The organism is Streptomyces sp. NPDC087844 (genome assembly GCF_044742785.1).
GTDB lineage: Bacteria > Actinomycetota > Actinomycetes > Streptomycetales > Streptomycetaceae > Streptomyces.
In genome coordinates this window covers 11,517-35,845 of record NZ_JBIUVD010000009.1, presented here as the reverse complement: position 1 = coordinate 35,845, position 24,329 = coordinate 11,517, and the positions used below count along the sequence as shown (strand labels likewise).

The 24,329-nt window shown below is 71.9% G+C and carries 17 protein-coding genes; 9 read left to right on the top strand and 8 right to left on the bottom strand.

Features of this window, described 5'->3' with window-relative positions; genetic code table 11:
- Nucleotides 1-33: 33 nt before the first annotated feature.
- A complete protein-coding gene (locus ACIOKD_RS19170; protein ID WP_402085128.1) occupies nucleotides 34-540 on the bottom strand; it encodes a ferritin-like domain-containing protein in 507 nt (168 codons plus the stop codon).
- Nucleotides 537-1,085 (bottom strand): hypothetical protein, encoded by a 549-nt coding sequence (locus tag ACIOKD_RS19165; protein ID WP_402085125.1) that lies wholly within the window; start codon nucleotides 1,083-1,085, stop codon nucleotides 537-539. The genes ACIOKD_RS19170 and ACIOKD_RS19165 overlap by 4 nt, the downstream gene beginning before the upstream one ends.
- Before the next feature lie 207 nt (nucleotides 1,086-1,292).
- Here ACIOKD_RS19165 and rimP point away from each other — a divergent pair, with 207 nt between their 5' ends.
- The 9 genes from rimP (at nucleotide 1,293) to ACIOKD_RS19120 (ending at nucleotide 13,711) form a co-directional block, all read left to right on the top strand.
- Complete coding sequence (gene rimP, locus ACIOKD_RS19160; protein ID WP_402085124.1) at nucleotides 1,293-1,817, top strand: ribosome maturation factor RimP; 525 nt, start codon at nucleotides 1,293-1,295, stop codon at nucleotides 1,815-1,817.
- 2 nt (nucleotides 1,818-1,819) lie between these two features.
- Complete coding sequence (gene nusA / locus ACIOKD_RS19155) at nucleotides 1,820-2,914, top strand: transcription termination factor NusA (RefSeq protein ID WP_402085122.1); 1,095 nt, start codon at nucleotides 1,820-1,822, stop codon at nucleotides 2,912-2,914.
- Between the two features lie 124 nt (nucleotides 2,915-3,038).
- Nucleotides 3,039-3,335, top strand: coding sequence for a YlxR family protein (locus ACIOKD_RS19150; RefSeq protein ID WP_402085119.1), 297 nt, complete (start codon nucleotides 3,039-3,041; stop codon nucleotides 3,333-3,335).
- Between the two features lie 147 nt (nucleotides 3,336-3,482).
- Nucleotides 3,483-6,686 (top strand): translation initiation factor IF-2, encoded by a 3,204-nt coding sequence (infB, locus tag ACIOKD_RS19145; RefSeq protein ID WP_402085116.1) that lies wholly within the window; start codon nucleotides 3,483-3,485, stop codon nucleotides 6,684-6,686.
- 305 nt (nucleotides 6,687-6,991) lie between these two features.
- Nucleotides 6,992-7,288: a DUF503 domain-containing protein gene (locus tag ACIOKD_RS19140; RefSeq protein WP_388926804.1), complete on the top strand. Its 297-nt coding sequence runs from the start codon at nucleotides 6,992-6,994 to the stop codon at nucleotides 7,286-7,288.
- 58 nt (nucleotides 7,289-7,346) lie between these two features.
- Nucleotides 7,347-7,844, top strand: a complete 498-nt coding sequence (gene rbfA / locus ACIOKD_RS19135) for a 30S ribosome-binding factor RbfA (RefSeq protein WP_402085112.1) — start codon at nucleotides 7,347-7,349, stop codon at nucleotides 7,842-7,844.
- A complete protein-coding gene (gene truB, locus ACIOKD_RS19130) occupies nucleotides 7,841-8,746 on the top strand; it encodes a tRNA pseudouridine(55) synthase TruB (RefSeq protein WP_402085110.1) in 906 nt (301 codons plus the stop codon). Before rbfA ends, truB begins: the two co-directional genes overlap by 4 nt.
- A gap of 272 nt (nucleotides 8,747-9,018) precedes the next feature.
- Nucleotides 9,019-12,618 carry a trypsin-like peptidase domain-containing protein gene (locus ACIOKD_RS19125; protein ID WP_402085108.1) on the top strand — a complete coding sequence of 1,200 codons (3,600 nt, stop codon included), beginning with the start codon at nucleotides 9,019-9,021 and terminating at the stop codon, nucleotides 12,616-12,618.
- A gap of 139 nt (nucleotides 12,619-12,757) precedes the next feature.
- Nucleotides 12,758-13,711 (top strand): bifunctional riboflavin kinase/FAD synthetase, encoded by a 954-nt coding sequence (locus tag ACIOKD_RS19120; protein WP_402085105.1) that lies wholly within the window; start codon nucleotides 12,758-12,760, stop codon nucleotides 13,709-13,711.
- Nucleotides 13,712-13,792: 81 nt separating this feature from the next.
- Here the strand turns inward: ACIOKD_RS19120 and ACIOKD_RS19115 are convergent, their stop codons facing one another.
- The 6 genes from ACIOKD_RS19115 to ACIOKD_RS19090 all read right to left on the bottom strand — a co-directional run bounded on the left by ACIOKD_RS19115 (nucleotide 13,793) and on the right by ACIOKD_RS19090 (nucleotide 23,989).
- Complete coding sequence (locus ACIOKD_RS19115; RefSeq protein ID WP_402085102.1) at nucleotides 13,793-14,818, bottom strand: oligopeptide/dipeptide ABC transporter ATP-binding protein; 1,026 nt, start codon at nucleotides 14,816-14,818, stop codon at nucleotides 13,793-13,795.
- Nucleotides 14,815-15,849, bottom strand: a complete 1,035-nt coding sequence (locus ACIOKD_RS19110; RefSeq protein ID WP_402085099.1) for an ABC transporter ATP-binding protein — start codon at nucleotides 15,847-15,849, stop codon at nucleotides 14,815-14,817. The genes ACIOKD_RS19115 and ACIOKD_RS19110 overlap by 4 nt, the downstream gene beginning before the upstream one ends.
- On the bottom strand, nucleotides 15,846-16,784 hold the full coding sequence (locus ACIOKD_RS19105) for an ABC transporter permease (protein ID WP_402085693.1): 939 nt from the start codon (nucleotides 16,782-16,784) through the stop codon (nucleotides 15,846-15,848). Before ACIOKD_RS19105 ends, ACIOKD_RS19110 begins: the two co-directional genes overlap by 4 nt.
- Before the next feature lie 23 nt (nucleotides 16,785-16,807).
- A complete protein-coding gene (locus tag ACIOKD_RS19100) occupies nucleotides 16,808-17,875 on the bottom strand; it encodes an ABC transporter permease (RefSeq protein ID WP_402085096.1) in 1,068 nt (355 codons plus the stop codon).
- A 50-nt stretch (nucleotides 17,876-17,925) separates the two neighbouring features.
- Nucleotides 17,926-19,875, bottom strand: a complete 1,950-nt coding sequence (locus tag ACIOKD_RS19095; protein ID WP_402085094.1) for an ABC transporter substrate-binding protein — start codon at nucleotides 19,873-19,875, stop codon at nucleotides 17,926-17,928.
- A gap of 328 nt (nucleotides 19,876-20,203) precedes the next feature.
- Complete coding sequence (locus ACIOKD_RS19090) at nucleotides 20,204-23,989, bottom strand: SCO5717 family growth-regulating ATPase (RefSeq protein WP_402085092.1); 3,786 nt, start codon at nucleotides 23,987-23,989, stop codon at nucleotides 20,204-20,206.
- Nucleotides 23,990-24,329: the final 340 nt, after the last annotated feature.

Below are 24,329 nucleotides of genomic sequence, written 5' to 3'. Positions count from 1 at the left end.
ACGGGGGTCCTTCTGAGGCTGTCCCGCTGTGCGTTACGAGGTCGGTGTCGCCGACGCGGTGGCGGTGGCCGACCGCTCGGCGAGACCAGGGAAGGCTACGCTCTCGCCGCGCCAGCGCACCGCCCGCACCGCTGCGTCCCGCAGGGCCTGCGCCGCGGCCTGCCGGCGGTCGCCCTCGGCGGCCCGGACGAGGTCGGAGTACACCCCGGCCACCCGGTCCTCCAGTTCGGCGGCGAGCCGCAGAGCGGACTCCGCGTCCGCGACCGCGAAGGGCAGCGCGTAGGCCGCTGCCGCCGGTCCGGGCTTGCCGCCCAGGTCGCGCACCGCGCGGGCCAGCTCGTCCCGGCGAGCCCGGTGCGCGTCGTAGGCGGCCCGCGCCTCGGTCCGCCGTTCCTCACCGAGGCGGGCGCCCACGACTCCGTAGCCGTACACGGCGGCGTGCTCGGCGGCGAGCGCGGCCTGCGCGGCCGTCAGCTCCGACGCCTTCGCGGCTGCCTTCGCCCGTGCTCCGGTAGCTCCAGTCCTGCCGGAACCGCTCACTTCTTGTCCTCCGTCAGCAAGAACGCGTGCCCCGCACCGGCCGCCGCCACCGAGGCGAGCAGCCGGGCCAGCTCTCCCGGCACCTCCGCCAGGGCCTTCATCCGCCGGTCCGCCAACGCGCGCTCGGCCGCGGCGAGTTCGCCGCGGGCGCCCTTCTCGGTCGCCGGCACCGCGGGGGAGGGGGAGGCGGCGCTGGAAGGGGTGGGTGAAGCGCTCACGGAAGCGTCGGCGGAAGGTTTCGCCCGCTTGCCGCCCTCGAACGCCTCGGCGTGCCGTACGACCTCCGCCAGCAGCGGTGACAGCCGGGCGCTCAGCGTGGGATGCGCGGCGAGCACGGCCTCGTACCGCCGCGCGAGTTGTTCGCTGTCGCGGGCCGCACGCGCGCGTGCCCGCGCGGCGGCGGACGAGCTCCCGCTGGTGGTCCCGGTAGCGGAGTCGGAGTCGGAGCAGCCGGCGAGCAGCACGGCGCCCGCTCCGGCGGCCCCGGCGAGCAGGCTCCTTCGGCGCGGCCCCGGGGAGGTGCGCGACGGCAGGGTGAACGGCACGGCAGACGTCCTCGTCAGGGCTCGTACGAACGAAATGGGCGGCAGGCCCTTGATCACGGTACCCGCGTACCGCCCCCGGGCCCACCAGCGGCGCCGCCCTCCCGCCGGGCGGGACACGGTGGACGGCAACACCCCTTGGGACCGGATACCCTTTGACCTGACACGCGACCTACCCACAACAGCACACGCGGCCGAGGAGTCACCCGGATGAGCACCACCCAGAGCGAGAGGCTGCGAGAGCTCCTGGAACCGCTCGTCAGCTCCCAGGGACTCGACCTCGAAGAGATCGAAGTGGACTCGGTGGGCCGTAAGCGTGTATTGCGTGTCGTCGTCGACTCGGACGAAGGAGCCGACCTCGACGCGATCGCCGATGTGAGCCGCGTGCTCTCGGCGAAGCTCGACGAGACCGACGCCATGGGCCAGGGCGAGTACACCCTTGAGGTGGGAACCCCCGGCGCCGAGCGCGAGCTGAGGGAACACCGTCACTACGTACGTGCCACCGGCCGACTCGCGAAGTTCCAGTTGAAGGACGGCGACGAGCTGGTCGCCCGGATCATCACGGTCGACGAGGAGGGCGTGGACGCGGAGGTGCCCGGCGTGAAGGGGCGCAAGCCCACCGCCAGGAGGCTCGCCTTCGAGGACATCGCCAAGGCGCGCGTCCAGGTCGAGTTCAACCGCAAGGACAAGAAGGACGAGAAGGACGAGCAGGATATGGAAGAGGAGGAGGCGTAGCCGTGGACATCGACATGAGTGCCCTGCGGGGCCTGGTGCGGGAGAAGGAGATCTCCTTCGACCTGCTGGTCGAAGCGATCGAGTCGGCCCTCCTCATCGCCTACCACCGCACCGAGGGAAGCCGCCGTCACGCGCGCGTGAAGCTCGACCGGGAGACCGGCCATGTGACCGTGTGGGCGAAAGAGGACCCGGACGACCTGGAGGAGGGGCAGGAGGCCCGCGAGTTCGACGACACCCCGTCGGACTTCGGCCGGATCGCCGCCACCACCGCCAAGCAGGTCATCCTGCAGCGTCTGCGGGACGCGGAGGACGACGCGACGCTCGGCGAGTACGCGGGCCGCGAGGGCGACATCGTCACCGGTGTCGTCCAGCAGGGCCGCGACCCGAAGAACGTGCTCGTCGACATCGGCAAGCTGGAGGCCATCCTGCCGGTGCAGGAGCAGGTCCCCGGTGAGGCGTACCAGCACGGCATGCGGCTGCGGTCGTACGTCGTACGGGTGGCGAAGGGTGTCCGCGGCCCGTCCGTGACGCTCTCCCGCACGCACCCGAACCTGGTCAAGAAGCTCTTCGCGCTTGAGGTGCCGGAGATCGCCGACGGGTCCGTCGAGATCGCCGCCATCGCCCGCGAGGCTGGCCACCGCACGAAGATCGCCGTCCGGTCCACCCGGTCGGGGCTGAATGCCAAGGGCGCCTGTATCGGCCCCATGGGCGGCCGGGTGCGCAACGTGATGGCCGAGCTGAACGGCGAGAAGATCGACATCGTCGACTGGTCGGACGACCCCGCGGACATGGTGGGCAACGCGCTCTCCCCGGCCCGGGTCTCCAAGGTCGAGGTCGTCGACCTCGCGGCCCGGTCCGCGCGGGTGACCGTGCCCGACTACCAGCTGTCGCTGGCGATCGGCAAGGAGGGCCAGAACGCCCGCCTCGCCGCCCGGCTGACCGGCTGGCGCATCGACATCCGCCCGGACACCGAGCAGACCGGTGAAGAAGGCGGTGACCGGCCCGACGACCGGCGCGAATACCGGCGTGACGATCGCCGCGACGATCGCCGCGACGACCGGCGTGACGACCGGCGGGACGGCCGGTCCGGGGAATGACCCGGGAATAGGTCCAAGCCGCGGGTGGTTTGGATCACAGCGGTTTCACGACAGATTTACGCGCGGCAACTGTTCGATACTTGCCCCAAAGGGGTGAGGTCGGTGCAGGGAGGTAGACTTGACAATGTCTGGCCGGACGCAAGCCCGAGCATGCCCTGAACGCACCTGTGTGGGGTGCCGGGAGCGAGCGGCCAAGACCGATCTGCTGCGTGCTGTGGCGGCCGAGGGCGAATGCGTCCCCGATCCTCGCGGTACGCTGCCCGGCCGGGGTGCGTATGTACACCCCGCCCTGGTCTGTCTGGACCTGGCGGTCCGCCGCCGGGCGTTCCCACGGGCGCTGCGTGCCCCGGGTCAGCTCGACACAAAGGCGTTGCGCCTGCACGTCGAGCGGCAGACAGTTGCTGAGCAGGCAACACCGTAAGGAAGAGCCGTACGGATCCCCGTGCGGCCCTGGTACCCCGCGAGTTGGAAGTAGGTCGAGATTGCGATGAGCACTCGATGAGCACGCGATGAGTACGCCCATGAAGTAGCGACGGTCCGGACGCAACCCGGACCTAAAAGGAGCGAAGTGGCTAAGGTCCGGGTATACGAACTCGCCAAGGAGTTCGGGGTGGAGAGCAAGGTCGTCATGGCCAAGCTCCAAGAACTCGGTGAATTCGTCCGTTCGGCGTCCTCGACGATCGAGGCGCCCGTAGTACGCAAACTGACCGACGCCCTCCAGCAGGGCAACGGCGGCGGCAAGCCCGCCCCGCGCAAGGCCGCGCCCTCACCGGCGCAGGCCGCCCGTCCGGGGCCGGCCGCCCCGCGTCCGCCGGCCCCGAAGCCGGCCGCCGCGGAGAAGCCCGCGGACACCACGGCCCCGGCGGCTCCCGCCGCCCCGGCCTCCGGTACGCGTCCGACGCCGGGCCCCAAGCCCGCGCCGAAGGCCGTCCCGGTGTCCCCGGCTCCGGCCGCCCCCGAGTTCACGGCGCCGCCCGCGGCTCCGGTGACTCCCGCCCCCGCCTCCGCTCCGGCCGCGAACCCGCGTCCGAGCGGTGCACGTCCCGGCGCCCCGAAGCCCGGTGTCCGTCCGGCAGGCCCCGCACAGGGCGGCCAGGGCGGCCAGAGTGGTCCCGGTCAGGGCCGTGGCGAGCGTTCCGACCGTTCCGACCGCGGTGACCGCGGTGACCGTCAGGGCGCCCCGCGTCCCGGCGGCCAGGGCACGCGTCCCGGCGGCCGTCCCGCCGGCCCGCGTCCCGGCAACAACCCGTTCACCTCCGGTGGCTCCACCGGCATGGCACGTCCGCAGACGCCCCGTCCGGGCGGCGCACGTCCCGGCCCCGGCGGACCCGGTGGTTCCGGTGCTCCGGGCGGCGCTCCGCGTCCCCAGGGCGCGGGCCAGGACCGTGGTCCCCGTCCGCAGGGCGGTCCCGGCGGCGCTCCGCGTCCCGGTGGCGGTCCCGGCGGTGCCCGTCCGACCCCGGGCGGCATGCCTCGTCCGCAGGGCGGTCCCGGTGGCGCTCCGCGTCCCGGTGGCGGTCCCGGCGGAAACCGTCCCAACCCCGGCATGATGCCGCAGCGTCCGGCTGCCGGCCCGCGTCCCGGCGGCGGTGGCCCCGGTGGCCGCGGTCCCGGCGCCGGCGGTGGCCGTCCCGGTGGCGGTGGCGGCGGCGGTCGTCCCGGTGGCGGCGGCTTCGCCGGCCGTCCGGCCGGTCCCGGTGGCGGCGGTGGCGGTTTCGCCGGCCGTCCCGGTGGTCCCGGTGGCGGTGGCGGCGGTTTCGCCGGCCGCCCGGGTGGTCCCGGTGGTGGCGGCGGTGGCCGTCCCGGCTTCGGCGGTCGTCCCGGTGGTCCGGGTGCCCGTGGTGGCACACAGGGCGCCTTCGGTCGTCCCGGTGGTCCCGCGCGTCGCGGTCGCAAGTCGAAGCGGCAGAGGCGCCAGGAGTACGAGGCCATGCAGGCCCCGTCGGTCGGCGGCGTCATGCTGCCTCGCGGCAACGGACAGTCCGTCCGCCTGTCGCGCGGTGCCTCGCTCACCGACTTCGCCGAGAAGATCGGCGCCAACCCGGCGTCGCTCGTCGGCGTGATGATGAACCTCGGCGAGATGGTCACTGCCACGCAGTCCGTCTCCGACGAGACGCTGAAGCTCCTCGCGGACGAGATGAACTTCGTCCTTGAGATCGTCAGCCCCGAGGAGGAGGACCGGGAGCTTCTTGAGTCCTTCGACATCGAGTTCGGTGAGGACGAGGGTGGCGAGGAGTTCCTCGTCGCGCGTCCGCCGGTCGTGACCGTCATGGGTCACGTCGACCACGGTAAGACCCGCCTTCTCGACACCATCCGCAAGACGAACGTCGTCGCGGGCGAGGCCGGTGGCATCACCCAGCACATCGGTGCCTACCAGGTCGCGACCGTCGTCAACGAAGAAGAGCGTCGCATCACCTTCATCGACACCCCGGGTCACGAGGCGTTCACCGCCATGCGTGCGCGTGGTGCGAAGTCGACCGACATCGCGATCCTCGTGGTGGCGGCCAACGACGGTGTGATGCCCCAGACGATCGAGGCGCTGAACCACGCCAAGGCGGCCGGTGTGCCGATCGTGGTCGCGGTCAACAAGATCGACGTCGAGGGCGCGGACCCGACCAAGGTGCGCGGTCAGCTCACCGAGTTCGGGCTGGTGGCCGAGGAGTACGGCGGCGACACGATGTTCGTCGACATCTCCGCCAAGCAGGGCCTCAACATCGAGAGCCTGCTGGAGGCCGTGGTCCTCACCGCGGACGCCTCGCTCGACCTGCGGGCCAACCCGGAGCAGGACGCGCAGGGTATTGCGATCGAGTCCCACCTGGACAAGGGCCGCGGCGCCGTCGCGACCGTCCTGGTCCAGCGAGGCACCCTGCGGGTCGGCGACACCATGGTGGTCGGCGACGCGTACGGCCGTGTCCGCGCGATGCTCGACGACAAGGGCGAGAACCTGGAAGAGGCGGGTCCCTCGACTCCGGTCCTCGTCCTCGGTCTCACCAACGTCCCGGGCGCCGGCGACAACTTCCTCGTCGTCGACGAGGACCGCACGGCCCGCCAGATCGCCGAGAAGCGCGCGGCGCGTGAGCGCAACGCCAACTTCGCCCGGCGCGGAGTCCGGTTCTCCCTGGAGAACCTGGACGAGGCGCTCAAGGCCGGTCTGGTGCAGGAACTCAACCTCATCATCAAGGGCGACGCGTCCGGTTCGGTGGAGGCTCTTGAGTCCTCGCTGCTCCAGCTCGACGTCGGTGAAGAGGTCGACATCCGTGTCCTGCACCGCGGTGTGGGTGCGGTCACCGAGTCGGACATCGACCTGGCGACCGGATCCGACGCCATCGTCATCGGCTTCAACGTCCGCGCCGCGGGCCGCGCGGCACAGATGGCGGAGCGCGAGGGCGTCGACGTCCGCTACTACTCGGTGATCTACCAGGCCATCGAGGAGATCGAAGCGGCCCTCAAGGGCATGCTCAAGCCGGAGTACGAAGAGGTCGAGCTCGGTACGGCGGAGATCCGCGAGGTCTTCCGCTCGTCCAAGCTGGGCAACATCGCCGGTGTGCTTGTTCGCTCCGGCGAGGTCAAGCGCAACACCAAGGCGCGGTTGCTGCGCGATGGCAAGGTCATCGCGGAGAGCCTCAACATCTCCGGTCTGCGTCGCTTCAAGGACGATGTCACCGAGATCCGCGAAGGGTTCGAGGGCGGTATCAACCTCGGCAACTTCAACGACATCAAGATCGACGACGTCATCGCGACGTACGAGATGCGGGAGAAGCCGCGCGCGTAGCGTCTGCGGCTTGGCTTGACCGTGTGGGGTCGGTTCACGGGAACTCGTTCCTGTGGGCTGACCCCCACGGGGTTTTCCGCCCCGTCCCGTCACGTACTCGGGGGCGCGGCATCCGAACCCCCGGTCCTCAAACGCCGGACGGGCTGGATCTCCAGCCCGTCCGGCGTTTGAGGACGAGCGCGCAGCGCGATGAGGGGGCGAAAACCCCGTCGAGCGGCACCGGAGGTTCGGGGTACCGTTCAAGTGCCCCGGCAAGAAGCTTGGCCGGGCCACCTACCCCGACCCGGCGGGACATCCGGACACACATGTACGTGGGGACTCTGTCCTTCGATCTCCTCCTCGGCGACGTACGGTCGCTGAAGGAGAAACGCTCCGTCGTCCGCCCGATCGTGGCCGAACTCATCCGCAAGTACGCGGTGAGCGCGGCGGAGGTGGAGCACATGGACCTCCACCGCAGGGCCGTCATCGGACTCGCGGTGGTCTCCGGGGACACCGGTCACCTGACCGACGTACTCGACCGGTGCGAGCGCCTGGTCGCCGGGCGCCCCGAGGTGGAGCTGCTGTCGGTGCGACGGCGGCTGCACGGCGAAGACGACGAATGAGCGTGCGGCGACAAGGATCGCCCGTACACGGATCAGCAGATAAGAGGGAGACGTACCAGTGGCCGACAACGCGCGGGCGAAGAGGCTGGCGGACCTCATCCGAGAGGTGGTTGCCAAGAAGCTCCAGCGTGGGATCAAGGACCCGCGGCTCGGTACGCATGTGACCATCACGGACACCAGGGTCACCGGGGACCTCCGCGAGGCGACCGTCTTCTACACGGTGTACGGGGACGACCAGCAGCGCGCGGAAGCCGCCGCGGGCCTGGAGAGCGCCAAGGGCGTGCTCCGCTCGGCGGTCGGCGCGGCGGCGGGTGTGAAGTTCACGCCGACGCTCACCTTCGTCGCGGACGCCCTGCCGGACACCGCCAAGACCATCGAGGACCTCCTCGACAAGGCACGGGCCAAGGACGCGGAGGTGCGCGAGGTCTCGGCCGGCGCCACCTTCGCCGGTGACGCCGACCCGTACAAGAAGCCGGACGAGGACGAGGACGAGGACGAGGACGCGTCCGACGACGCGTCCGACGGCGACGAGACGGGCGGCGACGCCGCCAAATGACGCAGCAGCAGAAGACGCCCGACGGCCTTGTCATCGTGGACAAGCCGTCGGGCTTCACTTCGCACGACGTGGTCGCCAAGATGCGCGGGATCGCCAGGACCCGCCGCGTCGGACACGCGGGCACCCTCGACCCCATGGCGACGGGTGTGCTCGTCCTCGGCGTCGAGAAGGCGACCAAGCTCCTCGGGCACCTCGCGCTGACCGAGAAGGAGTACCTCGGCACCATTCGGCTCGGGCAGAACACGCTGACCGACGACGCCGAGGGCGACCTCACCTCGTCGGCCGACACATCCCAGGTGACCCGGGACGCCATCGACGCCGGGATCGCCAAGCTCAGCGGCGACATCATGCAGGTGCCGTCCAAGGTCAGCGCCATCAAGATCAACGGCGTGCGCTCGTACAAGCGGGCGCGCGAGGGCGAGGACTTCGAGATCCCGGCCCGCCCGGTGCGGATCTCGTCCTTCGCCGTGTACGACGTCCGGGGCTCCGTGGCCGAGGACGGCACGCCTGTCCTCGACCTGATCGTCTCGGTGGTGTGCTCGTCCGGTACGTACATCCGTGCGCTCGCCCGTGACCTGGGCGCGGACCTGGGTGTCGGCGGTCATCTGACGGCGCTGCGGCGCACGCGCGTGGGCCCGTACAAGCTCGACACGGCGCGGACTCTCGACCAGCTCCAGGAGGAGCTGTCCGTGATGCCGGTGGCGGAGGCCGCCGCGACCGCGTTCCCCCGCTGGGACGTGGACACCAAGCGCGCGCAGCTGTTGACGAACGGTGTGCGGCTGGAGATGCCCGAGGAGTACACCGGGGCCGGGGCCGTCGGGGTGTTCGACCCCGAGGGACGGTTCCTGGCGCTGGTGGAGGAGCAGAAGGGCAAGGCCAAGAGCCTCGCGGTCTTCGTCTGACCGGTCTTCGTCTGACCGGTCTTCGTCGTGGAGCGGCGTTCACGGGGTGTCCTGTGGGCGCCGCTCCACTGTCCCCCTCGGTTCCCCCATCCCAGGGTGTATCCATCCAGCCCCGCCCATTCACCCGTCCGGCCAGGCGCTCGGAGTGAACCGGGGGAGCGGAAGGGGGCTTGTTCGGCCCGGGATCTGTCGCGGCCGATCATCGCGCGCCTACCGTCGGAAATCGAAGCGTCGAAAGCACGGTACGGCGCGCGCGGCGGGGAGGTTCGAGCATGACCCGGGAGACCTCGGTGACGGCTGAGGCGGATGGCGGAATCCACCGGGACGTCGCCCTCACAGCGCCCGACAGGACAGGGCAGCCCGCTGTCCGGTCCGGTGAAGCTGCGGACCCGTCCCTGGTGCGAATCCTGGATCAGGCCGGCCGGCCGCGCGGTACCGGCTTCGTCGCGGACCACCACGGCACGGTCGTCACCAGTCACGAGGCGGTGGACGGCCTCCCCCGCCTCGTCCTGTACGCGCCCGCCGGAGACCGCACCTGCCAGGTCCCGGCCGCTTCGGTCACCGCGCTCCCGGCCCTCGGCCTCGCCCTCGTCCACTGCGACGGACTGGGCGGCCTCGCCCCCCTCCCGATCACCGTCCGCAGCTCCGTGGAGACCGGCACGTACGTCCGTATCGCCGCGGGCGGCTGGCGGGAAGCCCGCGTACTGGGCTCTTCCGCCGTGACGTACACGGCGACCGACCGCTCCCATCTCCTCGATTCCGCACTGGAGCTGGCGATCGGTACGGCAGGCAGCGACGCGCTGCGGCTCGGCGGCGGGGCGGCCGGAGGGCCGGTGGTCGACGCGGCCACCGGTGCGGTGGTCGCCGTCCTGGGCACGGCGCTCCACTCCGACCGACGGGTCGGCGGCTTCGCGGTACCACTGTCCGCGGGCCGCACGCCTTCGGGCGGCCCGCTCGCCGACCTGCTGGCCCGTAACGCCGCGACGGTGCCCGCCCATGGGGACGACCTCAACGTGGCGGGCGTCCTGGAACTGACGGCCACCGTCGAGTCCCCGGCGGGCTCCGGCGGAGGCCTGTCCGTCGAACGGGCGGCGGTGGTGCGGGAGTTCACGGCGTTCAGCGAAGGCGCCTGGCAGCCGTCCGCCGGCTCGTACGGTGTTCTCGCGCTGGTCGGTGCTCCGGGGAGCGGTCGCACGACGGAGCTGGCGGGCCTGGCCGCCCGGCGCAACCAGGGCGCGGAACCGGCTCCGACCCTGTGGCTGCGCGGAGCCGATCTGCGGGACACCGACGTGTCGGTGGCCGACGCGGCCCGGCGGACGCTGGAGCGGGCGGGGCGGATCGTGACCTCGCCCCTCGGCCCCCGGCCGGAGCCCACGGACAGGGACGACAAGGGAGACGGAGCGCCAGGCGGCCGAGGCGGGCTCGGAGACATCCGGCCCGAGCGGCTGGCCCGCCTCGCCGCAGATGCCGGGCGGCCCCTTCTGCTCCTTCTCGACAGCCCCGAGGAGATGCCCCCGGGCCTCGCCCACCGGTTGCCGCGGTGGGCAACCGGTACCGCTGACTGGCTGCGGGAACACGGAGTGCGTCTCGTGGTGGCCTGCCGGGACGAGTACTGGGAGTGGGCGGGGACCCGGTTCCCGCCCGAGCTGCTGTACGGGGCCCGGTGGAGCGGAGGCGAGGCATCCGCGGAACTGCCCGCCTGCGTACGCCTCGGAGATCTGGAGGAGGACGAGGCACGCGAGGCCCGGGCGCGGTACGGGATCCCGGAGGGGGCACTGGACGGGGCAGACGCACGGCATCCGCTGACGCTGCGGCTGCTGTCGGAGGTGCGGGCCGCGCTGTCCGGAGGCCCGCCCGGGAAGGCGAAGCGGGACGAGGTCTTCGCCGCGTACCTCGATCTGATGTGTCTGCGGGTGGCCGTGCGGCTCGCGGCGGCCAACGGGCTGCGCGGGACAGCGGTGCGGCGCCTCGCGGCCCGCGTCTCCGGGCAGGTGCACGTGGCGGCACGGCGGTGTCTGGGCCCGGGGGAGGGGGAGCTGGACCGGGCGGCGTTCGAGACCCTGTTCCCGTGGGGTCCCGTGCCCGACCGGCGGCTCGGCGGCTGCACCGGGTGGGCCTCCGCCGTGCTCACCGAGGGCCTGCTCGTGCCGGCCGGGGACGGCTACCGCTTCGCGCACGAGGAGTTCGCCGACTGGATCCAGGGCACGCACCTCGACCTGGACGCCGTGTTCGGGGCTTTGGCGCCCCGCCGCGGCTCCGCGCGCGGTCCGAGCGGGCCCGAGGCCCTCGACCTCCCTCGCCACCGCCTCGCCCCCGTGCTCCAGGCCCTCCTTCTCGTGCCGCGTCAACAGGGAGACGATCACCTCACCCTCCGCCTGCGCGAACTGCTCCGTGCCCTCGACGGCGCGGTGGACGACGCGGACGCCGATGCCTGGCGGCCCACCCGGCTGCTCCGTGGCGTACTGCTCCGGGTGCCCGACGCGACCCCGTACCTCGGAGTGCTGCGGCACCTCGCCGAGCACGTGGTCAGGTGGCGGGCCGAAGGGCGGTCCGTGCCGGCGGAGTTCGGCCCCGGCTTCTGGCGAAGGCTGCCCCTGCCGCGGGCGCACCGCTTCGATCTGCTGAGGCGGCTCGTCGTGGCGGACGGGGCGCCGCCCGCCACCGAACCGCGTTACCTGGACGCCGTGTCCGAACTCCTCGTGGCCGACCCGGCCGGGGTGCAACCGCACCTCACCCACTGGTTCGACGACGACCGTCCGCTGCCCGCGACCCCCGACGCCACCGTGGCGACCGCCGCGCAGGTCCTGCTGCACACCCACCGTCGTCGCGCTCCGGACGACCTGACCGAGGCCCTGGTCGACAGCGGGCACGCGCGCGCGGAGGAACTGCTGGACGTGCTCGCCGAGGAGGAGCCGTCCGCGCTCTGCCGCGCGGTCGACCGCTGGGTGCACGATGCGCGCCCGGCCCGGCGGGCAGCGGCGGCGGCCTACGCGCTGCGGACCGCCGCGCACGTACGCGCCGAGGCCGACCGGGAGCTGCTGCGCCGGACCGCTCTCGCGCTGCTGGCCCGCCCCGGCGACTGCACGCTGCACGGTGACGCCCTGGCCCTGCTGGTCCGCGATCCGCACACCAGGGCCCGCCATCTGCCGCAGGCCCTCGCCCGCTTCCGGGCCCGCGACCCGCGGCTGCCCGCGAGCGTGCTGGTCGCCGCGCTGGCGACGCACCCCGATCCGGTGCTCGCCGCGTTCCATGACCGCCTGCGCGAACCGGACGACGGCACGGCGCTGCGCACGCTCGCCGAGGTCACGACGCCGTCGCTGGCCCGCCGCGTCGCCGCCCTCGTACGCGAGGTCGTGGAGCGGCGTCCGGAGACGGCCGCGCAGGTGGCCGTGTACGTCGACCGGCGCCTGGAGCAGGGCCCCGACCCCGGCGCGGTGCTGTACCCCCTCGCCGCCGGCCTGCTCGACGGTGGCGGGCCACTGCTGCGGGCGGCGCTCGCCGAGGTGTTCGCGGCGCCCGGCACGCCCGCGTCCCGCCCGTTGCGGCGCGAGTTCCTGGACCTCCTGTTGACGCGCGAAGACGACCCGATGGTGCTGGACGCGCTGGTACGGGCCGCCGCGGAGGGAGCGGCCCGGAGCGACGAGGAGCACATCCGCGCCCTGGTCCACACCGTGGGCGTCCTGCTCGTACGCACCCCGGACGGCGCCACCCGTTTCGACCGCGCCCTCGTCGATCTCGGCCGCCGGATCCCCGGCTTCGCCGTGCTCATGACCCGCTGGCTGGCCGCCGCGCCCGAGGAGTGGTCCACCGTGGTGGGACCGAGCACGGGCCGCGTGATCGAGGACCTGGCGGGGGTGCGGGTCCCGGTATGACCCCCAGGTCGTCCCCGCCGCTGTCACGTGCCACCGGTCACAGGGCCCATGCCGATGCGGGTCCACAGGACGCGGCATGGCACCCTTAGAGCTGCGTATGAGGCAGACACGGACACAGGTTCGACGAGGAGCGGTCACAGTGCAGCGCTGGCGTGGCTTGGAGGACATCCCCCAGGACTGGGGGCGCAGCATCGTCACCATCGGCTCGTACGACGGGGTCCACCGCGGACACCAGCTGATCATCAGCCATACCGTCGAGCGGGCGCGTGAACTGGGCGTTCCGTCCGTCGTGGTCACGTTCGACCCGCACCCGAGCGAGGTCGTCCGTCCCGGCAGCCACCCGCCCCTGCTCGCGCCGCACCACCGCCGCGCCGAGCTGATGGCAGAACTGGGTGTGGACGCGTTGCTCATCCTGCCCTTCACGACCGAGTTCTCGAAGCTGTCGCCCGCCGAGTTCGTGGTGAAGGTCCTCGTCGACAAGCTGCAGGCGAAGGCCGTTGTCGAGGGCCCCAACTTCCGCTTCGGCCACAAAGCCGCCGGCAATGTCGCCTTCCTCGCCGAGCAGGGCAAGACGTACGACTTCGAGGTCGACGTGGTGGATCTGTACGTGACCGGCGAAGCGGGCGGTGGTGAGCCGTTCTCCTCGACGCTCACCCGGCGGCTGGTCGCCGAGGGCGAGGTCGAGGGGGCCCGCGAGATCCTGGGCCGCCCGCACCGCGTCGAGGGCGTTGTGGTCCGTGGCGCCCAGCGCGGCCGTGAACTGGGCTTCCCCACCGCCAACGTGGAGACGCTCCCGCACACCGCGATCCCCGCGGACGGGGTGTACGCGGGGTGGCTGCACGCGCAGGGCGAAGCGATGCCGGCGGCGATCTCCGTCGGGACGAATCCGCAGTTCGACGGGACCGAGCGCACGGTCGAGGCGTACGCCATCGATCGCGTGGGGCTCGATCTGTACGGTCTGCATGTCGCCGTCGACTTCCTGGCCTTCGTGCGGGGGATGGCGAAGTTCGATTCCATCGAGGGGTTGCTGGAAGCGATCGCGGATGACGTGAAGCGGTCTCGGGTACTTGTCGAGGCCTACGACGGGGCTTGATCGGTCCGCCGGCCGGCTGACGGTCCGCTGCGGCCGGTCGCGCGCACGCGGCGGGGCCGCACATGTCACAGCCCCGCGTCCCTAGGGGGACGCGGCACGCGCCCAGTGGCAGGCCACCTGGGAGGTGGCGGTGCCGTTGAGCAGCGGTAGGTCCTTTGTGCGGCATGCGGTCGCCACCCCCGCGCGCTCCGCCTCGCCGTTCGCCAGGATCTGGCAGCGGGCGTGGAAGCGGCAGCCGGTGGGGATGCGGGACGGGTCCGGGGGCTCGCCGGTCAGCACGATCGGGTCGCCGGGGGCCTCGGGCAGCACGGACAACAAGGCCTGCGTGTACGGGTGCTGAGGTGCCCTCAGCACATCCTCCACCGCTCCGGTCTCGATGATCCGGCCCAGGTACATCACCGCGACCCGGTCCGCGATGTTCCACGCGAGACCGAGGTCGTGGGTCACCACCAGTGCGGACAGGCCGAGTTCGGCGCGCAGTCGCAGCAGCAGGGCCAGGATCTCACCGCGTACCGACGCGTCCAGGGAGGCCACCGGCTCGTCCGCGACGATGAGTTCGGGCTCCAGGACGAGCGCGCCCGCGATGACGACACGCTGGCGCTGGCCGCCCGACAGCTCGTGCGGGTAGCGGAGGAAGAATCGGTCGGGCGGTCGAAGTCCGGCCCGGGAGAGAGCTCTTGCGACCGCCTCGCGCTCGTCGCCCGGGTACGCGTGGATGCGCAGCCCCTCCGCGACCGCGTCATACACCGTGTGCCGGGGGTTGAGCGAGCCGCTCGGGTCCTGGAGGACCAGTTGGACCCGCTTGCGGTACGCCTTGAGGGCCCGCGAGGAGTAGTCGAGCGGCCGGCCCGCGAAGGTGACCCGGCCCGCTGTCGGCGGGACCAGTCCGAGGAGCGAACGAGCCAGCGTCGTCTTGCCGCAGCCCGACTCGCCGACCAGCGCGACGATCTCACCGGGACGGATGTCGAGATCCACCCCGTCGACGGCATGGGCCCGAGCGGCGTCGCCCCGCCGCGCCGGAAAGCTGACCCGCAGCCCCTCGGCGCTCAGGAGGGAAGCGGAGGGGACCGGGGCCGCGGCGGGGACCGACCGGGGCGTCGTCGTCATGGGGTGTGCCTCGCCTCTTCCGCTACGGCAGCCCCCGCGGAACCCGCAGGCCCCGCAGGACCCGCCGTGCCCACGTGCACGCAAGCCGCCCAGCGGTCCGACGCGGCAGGGCGCAGGAGCTGGTCCTGCGCGGCGCACGAGTCCAGTGCCACCGCGCATCGGGGGTGGAACGCGCAGCCGGGTGGCAGCGCGGACGGATCGGGCGGGTCCCCGGGCAGGCCGCGCGGCGCGAACCGCGACCCGGCGTCCCCGATGCGCGGGAAGGCGGCCGAGAGCGCCTGCCCGTACGGGTGCCGGGCGTCCTCGTACACCTGCCGGGCGGGCCCTTCCTCGACCACCCGGCCCGCGTACATCACCGCGAGCCGGTCGCAGGTGTCGGACAGGACCGCGAGGTCGTGGCTGATCATGAGGAGGCCCAGCTCCTGCTCGGAGACGAGTTGCTGGATGAGGCGCAGGATCTGCGCCTGGATCATCACGTCGAGCGCGGTGGTCGGTTCGTCGGCGACGACCAACCGGGGATCGCAGGCCAGGGCCATGGCGATCATCACGCGCTGCCGCTGACCGCCGGACAGTTCGTGCGGGTACGCGGACGCCCGCGCCGCCGGGAGACCCACCTGCTCCAGCAGCTCGCCGGTCCGCTTCCGCGCGCCCGCCGCGCCGGCCTTCCGGTGCAGCAGGATCGGCTCGGCGATCTGGTCCCCCACGCGGTGCACGGCGTTGAGCGAGTGCATCGCGCCCTGGAAGACGATCGAGGCCCCGGCCCAGCGGACCGCCCGTACCCGACCCCACTTCATGGTCAGTACGTCCTCGCCGTCGAGGAGGATCTCGCCGCTCACCCGGGCCCCGGCCGGCAGCAGCCGCAGCAGCGCGAGCGCCAGCGTGGACTTGCCGCAGCCGGACTCGCCCGCGACGCCGACCTTCTGCCCGGCGTCCACGGTGAGGTTCACACCGCGCACGGCGGCCACCCCGCCGGCGTACGTCACCTCCAGGTTCCGTACGTCCAACAAGGGTTGCGTGGTCGACGTGCTCAACGGGCCACCCCCAGCTTGGGATTGAGGACGGACTCCACGGCGCGCCCGCACAGGGTGAAGGCGAGGGCCACGACGGCGATCGCGATGCCCGGCGGTACGAGGTACCACCACTTCCCGGCGCTCACCGCACCCGCCTCGCGCGCGTCCTGGAGCAGACCGCCCCAGGAGACGACCGTCGGGTCGCCGAGACCGAGGAAGGCCAGCGTCGCCTCGGCGAGGATCGCGGAGGAGATGATCAGGGTCGTCTGCGCCAGCACCAGCGGCATGACATTGGGCAGTACGTGACGGGACATGACGTGCCAGTGGCCGCCGCCCAGGGCCTTCGCGCGTTCGATGTACGGCCTGGACTCGACGGCGAGGGTCTGCGCACGCACCAGCCGGGCCGTCGTCGGCCACGTCGTGACACCGATCGCCAGGATGATCGTGCCGAGCGAGCGGGACATCACGGTCGCGAGCGCGATCGCGAGCACCAGCGTCGGCATGACCAGGAACCAGTCCGTGATCCGCATCACCACCGTCGCGAACCAGCCGCGGAAGTGACCGGCGGTGATACCGATGAGCGCGCCGATGGCGACCGAGAGGACGGCCGCGAGCAGACCCACGAGCAGTGACACCCGCGAGCCCCACACCACCAGGCCGAGCAGGCTGCGCCCGAACTGGTCGGTGCCGAGCGGGAATTCGAGGCTCGGGCTCTCCATGGGCCGCCCGGGCGCGCCCGTCACACTCTGCACGTCGGAGCCGACGGTCAGCGGTGCGGTCAGCGCGACCAGAGCGAAGAGCGCGAGCGCGGCCAGGCCGAGGAGACCGGAGCGGTGGGTGCGGTACCGCTGCCAGAAGCGGACGGCGGAAGCGCGCCGCCGCTGCCGGGCGAGGGCGCGGGGACCGGCCTTCGCGGGGACCGGCCGGGAGACCAGCGGTTCACCCGGGTCCGCCATCGGCTCGTCCGGGTCCGTCGTCGTCATCGGCCCACCCTGGGATCGAGCAGCGGATAGATCAGATCGGCGAGCGTGTTCATCACGATCACCGCGGCGGCGAAGACGAAGAACAGCCCCTGCACCAGGGGCAGATCGGGCACGCTCAGCGCCTGGTAGAAGAGCCCGCCGAGGCCGGGCCAGGAGAAGACCGTCTCGACGAGGATCACACCCGCGACGGTCCGGCCGAGGTTGATGAAGACCAGCGTCATCGTCGGCAGCAGCGCGTTCGGCACCGCGTGGCGGCGGCGCACGGAATCGTCCCGCAGGCCCTTGGCCCGCGCGGTCGTCAGATAGTCGCTGCCCATCTCGTCGAGCAGCGCCGAGCGGGTGACCAGCAGCGTCTGCCCGTACTCGACCGCCACCAGCGTCACCACGGGGAGAACGAGGTGATGGGCGACGTCGAGGACGTAACCGAAGCCCTCCTCCTGGCCGGACTCCATGCCGCCCGTCGGGAAGAGGCCCGGAATCGGCCCGATCCCGACCGAGAAGACGATGATCAGCAGCAGCCCCAGCCAGAACGACGGGATCGAGTAGAGGATCAGCGCGAGCCCGGTGTTGAGGCGGTCGCCGAGGCCGCCGTTGCGCCACGCGGCCCGGGTGCCGAGGAGGACGCCGATCGCCGTGTAGAGGACGAACGACGTTCCCGTGAGCAGCAGCGTGTTCGGCAGGGCCTCGCTGATCTTGTCCATGACCGGCGCCCGGAACTGGTACGAGGTGCCGAGATCGCCGGTCAGCGCCTTGCCGCAGTAGTCGGTGAACTGCTGCCACAACGGCAGATCGAGCCCGAACTCCCGTCGATACGCGCCCAGTTGCTCGGCCGACACCTGGCGCCCGCCCGTCATGAACTTCACCGGGTCGCCGGGGATCAGCCGGAAGAGGAAGAAGCTGGTGACGAGGACGGCGAGCAGGGAGACGGCCGCGCCGCCCAGCTTGCCGGCCACGTACCGCGGATAGGCGGTGCCGCGTACCCGTGGTCCGCGGGCCGCCGGCGGACCGGCCTCGGCCGGACCGCCGGTCTTCCAGGCCGGCGAGGGTGTCGCTTCAGCGGTCATGGACGGCCTTCACTGTTGGGCCACTCCCGGTTGTCCCGGCTCGACGGGGGCTATTCGCGGTCCTCGGCGGTGGCGCGGCGGCGCATCGCGAAGAACGCCCCGAGACCCGCGAGGATCATGACGCCCGCGACGATGCCGATGATGACGCCTGTCTGGTCGGAGTCGTCGGAGGACTCGCTGGCGGCGGCCGGAGTGGCCGACCACCAGCTCCAGTAGCCGTCCTGGCCGTAGATGTTGCCCGCGGCCTCGGGCATCTTGGTGATCGACGCGATCTGGTCCGTGCGATAGGCCTCGACCGCGTTCGGGTACGCCATGACGTTCATGTACCCGGTGTCGTACAGCCGCGACTCCATCCGCTTGACGATTTCCGCCCTCTTGGTGGCGTCGTACTCGGCGAGCTGCTGGTCGTACAGCTCGTCGTACTTCTTGTCGCAGATGAAGTTGTCGGTCGCGCCGATGTCCTTGGGCGTCGCCGGGAGCGCCGCACAGGTGTGGATGGAGAGGACGAAGTCGGGGTCGGGGTTGACGGACCAGCCGTCGAAGGCGAGGTCGTACTCGCCCGCGAGCCAGGGATCGCTCACGTTGTCCCGGCAGTCGAGCGAGACGCCGATGCCGAGCTTGCCCCACCACTCCTGCAGATACTTCCCGACCGCCTTGTCCTGCGGATCCGTGGCGTGGCAGAGGACGCGGTAGGTGATCGGCTCGCCGTTCTTGCCGACGCGCTTGCCGTCACCGTTCTTCTCGTAGCCCGCCTCGTCGAGCAGCCGCGCGGCCTCGGCAGGGTCGTACGAGATCTGCTGGCCGTCCGCCGGTTTCCAGAAGTACGTGGAGAAGCGCGGCGGGATGTAGCCCTCGCCCTCCACCGCGTGGCCCTGGAAGACCTTGTCGATGACGGTCTTGCGGTCCACCGCCGTGAACAGCGCCCGGCGGACCCGCGGGTTCTTCAGTGACTCATGGCCGTCGCCGAACTTCTTGCCGTCCCTGGCACGTGCGCCCGGGTTGGTGGCGAGCGCGTAGAAACGGCGGCCCGGGGCGTCGTTGACGGTGACGTCCTGCTGGCTCTTCAGGGCCGCGGCCTGCGCGGGCGTCAGCCCGGAGACGAAGGACACCTCGCCCTTCTGCAGCGCCGCGACCGCCGCGTCCCCGTCCTTGTAGTACTTGAAGACCAGCTCGTCGAACTTCGGAGCCCCGCGCCAGTACGACTTGTTGGGCTTCAGCCGTACGTAGCTGTCGGCCTTGTAGGCCGTGAGGACGAACGGGCCGTTGCCGACGACGGGGAACTTCTTGTCGTTGTTGAACTCGGAGAAGTCGTCGACCTTCTCCCACACGTGCTTCGGCACGATCGGCACGTCCAGCGCGGCCATCGTGGCCTGCGGCTTCTTCAGTTCGATGACCAGTTCGGTGGGGCTCGGCGCGGTGACCTTCCTGAAGTTCGCGACGAAACTGCCGTTCGCGGTGGCCGCACCCTCGTCGGTCATCATCGTGTTGAACGTCCACGCCGCGTCCTCGGCGGTCGCCTGCTTCCCGTCCGACCACGAGGAGTTGTCGCGGATCGTGTAGGTCCAGGTGAGCTTGTCGGCCGAGGGCTCCCACTTGGTGGCGAGCCCCGGGACGGCGTGGTTGTCCTTCGGGTCGTAGTTGGTCAGGTACTCGTACATGAGCCGGTGGACGCTCGTACTGACCAGCCGCGCCGCCAGGAACGGGCTCAGCGAGTCGACGCTCTGCGCCACCGCGACCGTGAGGACCTGTTTGTCGTCCTTCGCCTCGGCCTGCTGGGTCACCGGTCCGAGCGGCGTCACCTGACCGACGGTGAGAGTGAGGGCGCCGGCCCCGGCGACCGCGAAGAGCCGGAGGACAGCGCCCCGTAGGGGGCGCGGGGCTGTGCCGTTCGAGGCTCCGCCGCGTGCGCGCGACCAGCCACGACGCACCTGCGGCTGCTGCACCGGCCTGACGGCGGAGACGGCGGAGAACTCCGTGCCGAACTGGTCATGTGTGTCCATGGCTCGCTGACCTCACGTCGTCACTCGCGGCCGGGTCGATGTGAGTGTCTATCAGCGCTGGTCGGCATGCGTCAACGGCCCGTGAACCCCGTGTGGCCTGCGGAAATAACGAGTTGACCCGGATGTCACGGTCATTGGTCCAGACCGGTGAAGGGTGCCTGGTGGGAGGCTGGCGGTGCGAAACGGGGCTGGTACGGCGGTGATGTGGCACCGCCGCGCGAGGGGCGTCCCGGGCACGCCGAGGGCCCGCGCCGTGGGTCTACGGGGCGGGCCCTGAGCTTGGATCGACGGCCGAGTATTGGACCGTACGGGTGGGCTGTGCGAGCGGTTACTGGTGGGGCGGCGGGGGCGGCGGGGTCTGGGGTTGGCCCTGGCCCTGGCCCTGAGCGTCCTGATCGCCTTGCGCTGCCTGCGGGGGTTGGGGTTGGGGCGGAGACTGGGGCTGGGGCTGATAGGGCGCACCCGGCTGGAACTCCTGCCCCGGGGCGGGAGCGGGCGCGTTCGGGTTGAAGGGCTGGCCGGGTGCCGGCGCGGCCGGAGGCTGCTGGAAGGGCGCGCCCGGCTGACCCGGCTGCTGCCCGGGCTGGGGTTGCCAGCTCTGCGGAGCGGGGTAACCCGGCTGACCGGGCTGCTGCGGCGGGGCTCCGTGCGGCGGGTAGGGCTGGCCGGGGTGCGGCTGCCCCGGCTGGGGCTGCGGCTGCGGTTGCTGGTACGGCTGGGCCGGCTGTGCGGGCTGGCCCTGCTGAGGGAACTGCCCGGGATATTGGCCCGGCCCCGGCTGGCCCGGATACTGCTGCCCGGGTACGGGCTGCCCGGGTACGGGTTGCCCAGGCATGGGCTGGCCGGGCATGGGCTGGCCGGGGAACGGCGGAGCGGCGACCGGCGGCGGGTTGCCGTCCGACGTCCACAGGCCCTGTGACTGCTGGTGCCGCGCGATGTCCTCCGCGACCAGCGCCGAGAGGTTGAAGTACGCCTCGCGCACCTTCGGCCGCATCATGTCGAGATTGACCTCGGCGCCGGCCGCCAGGTGCTCGTCGAACGGAACGGTGATCACGCCCCGGCAGCGCGTCTCGAAGTGGCTGACGATGTCGTCCACCTTGATCATCTTGCCGGTCTCGCGCACCCCGGAGATGACGGTGAGGGACCGAGACACCAGATCCGCGTACCCGTGTGCCGAGAGCCAGTCCAGCGTCGTACTGGCGCTGCTGGCACCGTCGACGGACGGCGTGGAGATGATGATGAGCTGGTCGGCGAGGTCGAGCACGCCACGCATGGCGCTGTACAGCAGGCCCGTACCGGAGTCCGTGAGGATGATCGGGTACTGCCTGCCGAGCACGTCGATCGCGCGCCGGTAGTCCTCGTCGTTGAACGTCGTGGAGACGGCCGGGTCGACGTCGTTGGCGATGATCTCAAGACCCGACGGGGCCTGCGAGGTGAACCGCCTGATGTCCATGTACGAGTTGAGGTACGGGATCGCCTGGACGAGGTCACGGATGGTGGCCCCGGTCTCCCGGCGCACCCGGCGGCCGAGCGTACCGGCGTCCGGGTTGGCGTCGATGGCGAGGATCTTGTCCTGCCGCTCGGTGGCGAGTGTGGCGCCGAGGGCGGTCGTCGTGGTCGTCTTGCCCACGCCGCCCTTGAGGCTGATGACGGCGATGCGGTAGCACGACAGGACCGGCGTACGGATCAGGTCGAGCTTGCGCTGACGCTCGGCCTCCTCCTTCTTCCCGCCGAGCTTGAAACGGGAGGGCCCGGCCGTCGGCCGCCCGCTCTTCGCCTTCTGCTTCTTGTTGTTGAGCAGCCGGTCGGACGACAGCTCCACGGCCGCCGTGTAGCCGAGCGGCGCCCCCGGATTGGTGCGCTGCCGCTGATCGTGCTGCACGGGCTGCGGCCAGGCGGTACCGGTACGGGGATCGATGGGGGGCTGCTGCTCGGGCTGGCCCTGGGCCTGGGGCGGCTGGGTCTGGGGCTGAGGCTGGGGGGCGCTCTGCCTGTCGGCATCGGCGTTCGGCTGCGGCGGTACGGGCTGTTGGGGCTGGGCCTGTGGCTGGGGCTGCTGGTAGGGCTGGCCCTGCTGAGGGAACGGCTGCGCGATGGGCTGCTGGGGAGCCGGAGCCTGTGGGGCTTGCGGTGCCTGCGGCTGCGGGAAGCCGTAACCCCCCGGCTGGGCAGGCGAGTGAGGGACGCCCGGCTGCGGGAAGCCGTAACCGGGGGCCGGCGCGGGCGAGTTCGAAACAGCCGGATCGGGCTGGACGGGCTGGACGGGCTGAGCAGGTTGGACGGGCTGGGCCTGAGCGGCCACCCGGCGCGCGCGGCGTGCTTCCTCCAAGGCGCTGCGCAGGTCGTCCGCGGGCTGCGCGGGCTGCGCCGGCTGCTGGAGACCGTAGCCGTCCTGAGGCGCGGGGGCTGCGGGGGACTGCGCGGCGGCGGGTCCGGGCTGGGGGAAGCCGTAACCGCCCTGCGGTCCCGGACCCGCGACCGGTGCGGGACCCGGAACAGGAGCCTGAGCCGGAGGCGCGGGCGACACCCCGGGCTGCGGCTGCTGAGGTTGCTGCGGCTGCGGGAAGTCAGGGGCTGCCTGGGCCGCCGGGGGCGCTCCGGGAACGCTGTCCTGCGCCCCCGGAGTCGTACCCGGAGCGCTGAACTGCGGGAACCCGTACCCACTGGGCTGACCCGCGGACGCCGGGCCACTGGCGGCAGGCGTACTGGCGGCAGCGGGCGTACCGGGGGCAGCCGGCATACCGGGTGCGACAGGCCAGGCCGACGGGGAGGGCTGCGGCGCCTGCGGCTGGAACGGCTGTCCCTGGGGCGGAACGGACGGCTGGGCCGGAGCGTCCGCCCGCGGCTGCCCACCCTCACTCTCCGTCGAGGTGGGCCACTGCCCGGCGGGAGCGGGCGCGGCAGGCTGGTACGACGGCGGCAGCGGAGGCAGTCCGCCCTGCGGCAGCGGCGGCGGAGTCCACGAGGGAGGCGTGTCCTTGACGACGTCGGCCGCGTTCGGGGCCGGCTCCGCGACGGCGTCCTGAGGCTCGGCGTCGAAGGGCTCGGCGTCGAGGGGCTCGGCCCCACCCGTCGGCGGCGCGTCCTCCTGCTCGGCGTCCGTCACGGGCGCGGGATCATCGAAATCGCCGGAGTTCTGTGCGATGGCGTCAACCGGTCGCGGCTCGTCGTCGTCCGCGGACGTCTGTGCGGCCGGGGCCGGAGTTGAGGCCTCGTCCTGCCGCACCTCGTCCTCGTCCTCGTCCGTAGGAGGTGCCTCCTCGGCCCCTTCGTCCACCAGGTCGTCGTCCTCGGACTGATTCCCGAACGCGACCTGAACGACCTCCCCTTCGGCACTCTTCGGGACGTCCACATCGTCCGGGCCGGCGGATTCGGGCTCGGCCTCGGGCTCGGCAACTGTCTCGGCGTCGGGTACGCGCCCGGCCTCGGCCTGGGAACCGGCTGCGGCCCGCTCCGCGGCCTCCCGCTTCACGGCGCCGGGGGAGATCCGCAGAGTGGCGCCGCTCTCGATGTCACCACCGTCGCCCTCGGCGTCGTCGGGAGCCTGCGCGGCCTGAGGAGCGCCAACCGGAGGAACCGCCGCACCCGACGAAGACCAAGACTGCCGGCCCTGGCCCTGGCCCTGGCCTTGTCCATGCCCTGTTCCTTGCCCTGGCGCCTGGAAGTTCGGCAGGTTCGGAACGCCGGCAGGACCCCTGGCAGGAGTAACAGGAGTAACAGGAGCAATGGGAGGCGCGACCGGCTGACTGTAGGGAGTCCCGGAAGCGAAGGCAGGCACGCCCGGGAGCCGAGGGCCGAACGCAGGCGCGACCGGAGCCTGCCGGGCCACCGGCGCCGTGCCGGTCGTGCCGCCCGCGTCCCGCTCCGCCTTCTCTTCGTCGGCCTGCTTCGACACGTTCGACTCACCAGGTGCGTCCGGCTCGTCCGTCGTGTCCGCGGCCGGCGCGGCCGGAGAAGCTCCGTCCGAACTGCCTGACGCGTTCTGCGTGTACCAGGCAGGAGGGGCGTAGTCGATGGTGAACTCGCCCGTCGTCTCGACGGCGGACTCCGCGTCGGACTGGTCATCGCCGGGTGTGGCCCAGCCCCCGCGGATCCCGTCCCGATCGCTGTTCACAATTCCTCCTGGTGTGGTCGAGCACCCTCATGCGAGCTGGGGCGACCGTTCTCGTCGTCAGGGGCCTTTCGATGCGCCCCGGATCCCCCTGTGAAGCGGCGGTCCCGTCCACGGGTACTACTGCCGCGCCCACCCCAGCCTAATCACCACAACCACCCCCAGGGCAGGCCCGTCCACCCCTCCGGTCCCGCCCACTACGTCACAGCCTGCCCAGAAGTGGCGTACGAACGGCCTTGTACGGAAGGCAAAGTGGACAAAGGGCATTAAAGCGAGAAGGGCCGGCGGCATCCGTGCCACCGGCCCTTCTTTTCTGCTGCTGACGCTCCGCCGCTGACGCTCC

Bases quoted from the DNA above. Each gene is read 5' to 3' on its own strand.
- rimP (WP_402085124.1), top strand. From the start codon at position 1,293: ATGAGCACCACCCAGAGCGAGAGGCTGCGAGAGCTCCTGGAACCGCTC.
- ACIOKD_RS19150 (WP_402085119.1), top strand. From the start codon at position 3,039: ATGTCTGGCCGGACGCAAGCCCGAGCATGCCCTGAACGCACCTGTGTG.
- ACIOKD_RS19140 (WP_388926804.1), top strand. From the start codon at position 6,992: ATGTACGTGGGGACTCTGTCCTTCGATCTCCTCCTCGGCGACGTACGG.
- truB (WP_402085110.1), top strand. From the start codon at position 7,841: ATGACGCAGCAGCAGAAGACGCCCGACGGCCTTGTCATCGTGGACAAG.
- ACIOKD_RS19125 (WP_402085108.1), top strand. From the start codon at position 9,019: ATGACCCGGGAGACCTCGGTGACGGCTGAGGCGGATGGCGGAATCCAC.
- ACIOKD_RS19115 (WP_402085102.1), bottom strand. From the start codon at position 14,818: ATGACGACGACGCCCCGGTCGGTCCCCGCCGCGGCCCCGGTCCCCTCC.
- ACIOKD_RS19105 (WP_402085693.1), bottom strand. From the start codon at position 16,784: ATGGCGGACCCGGGTGAACCGCTGGTCTCCCGGCCGGTCCCCGCGAAG.
- ACIOKD_RS19100 (WP_402085096.1), bottom strand. From the start codon at position 17,875: ATGACCGCTGAAGCGACACCCTCGCCGGCCTGGAAGACCGGCGGTCCG.
- ACIOKD_RS19095 (WP_402085094.1), bottom strand. From the start codon at position 19,875: ATGGACACACATGACCAGTTCGGCACGGAGTTCTCCGCCGTCTCCGCC.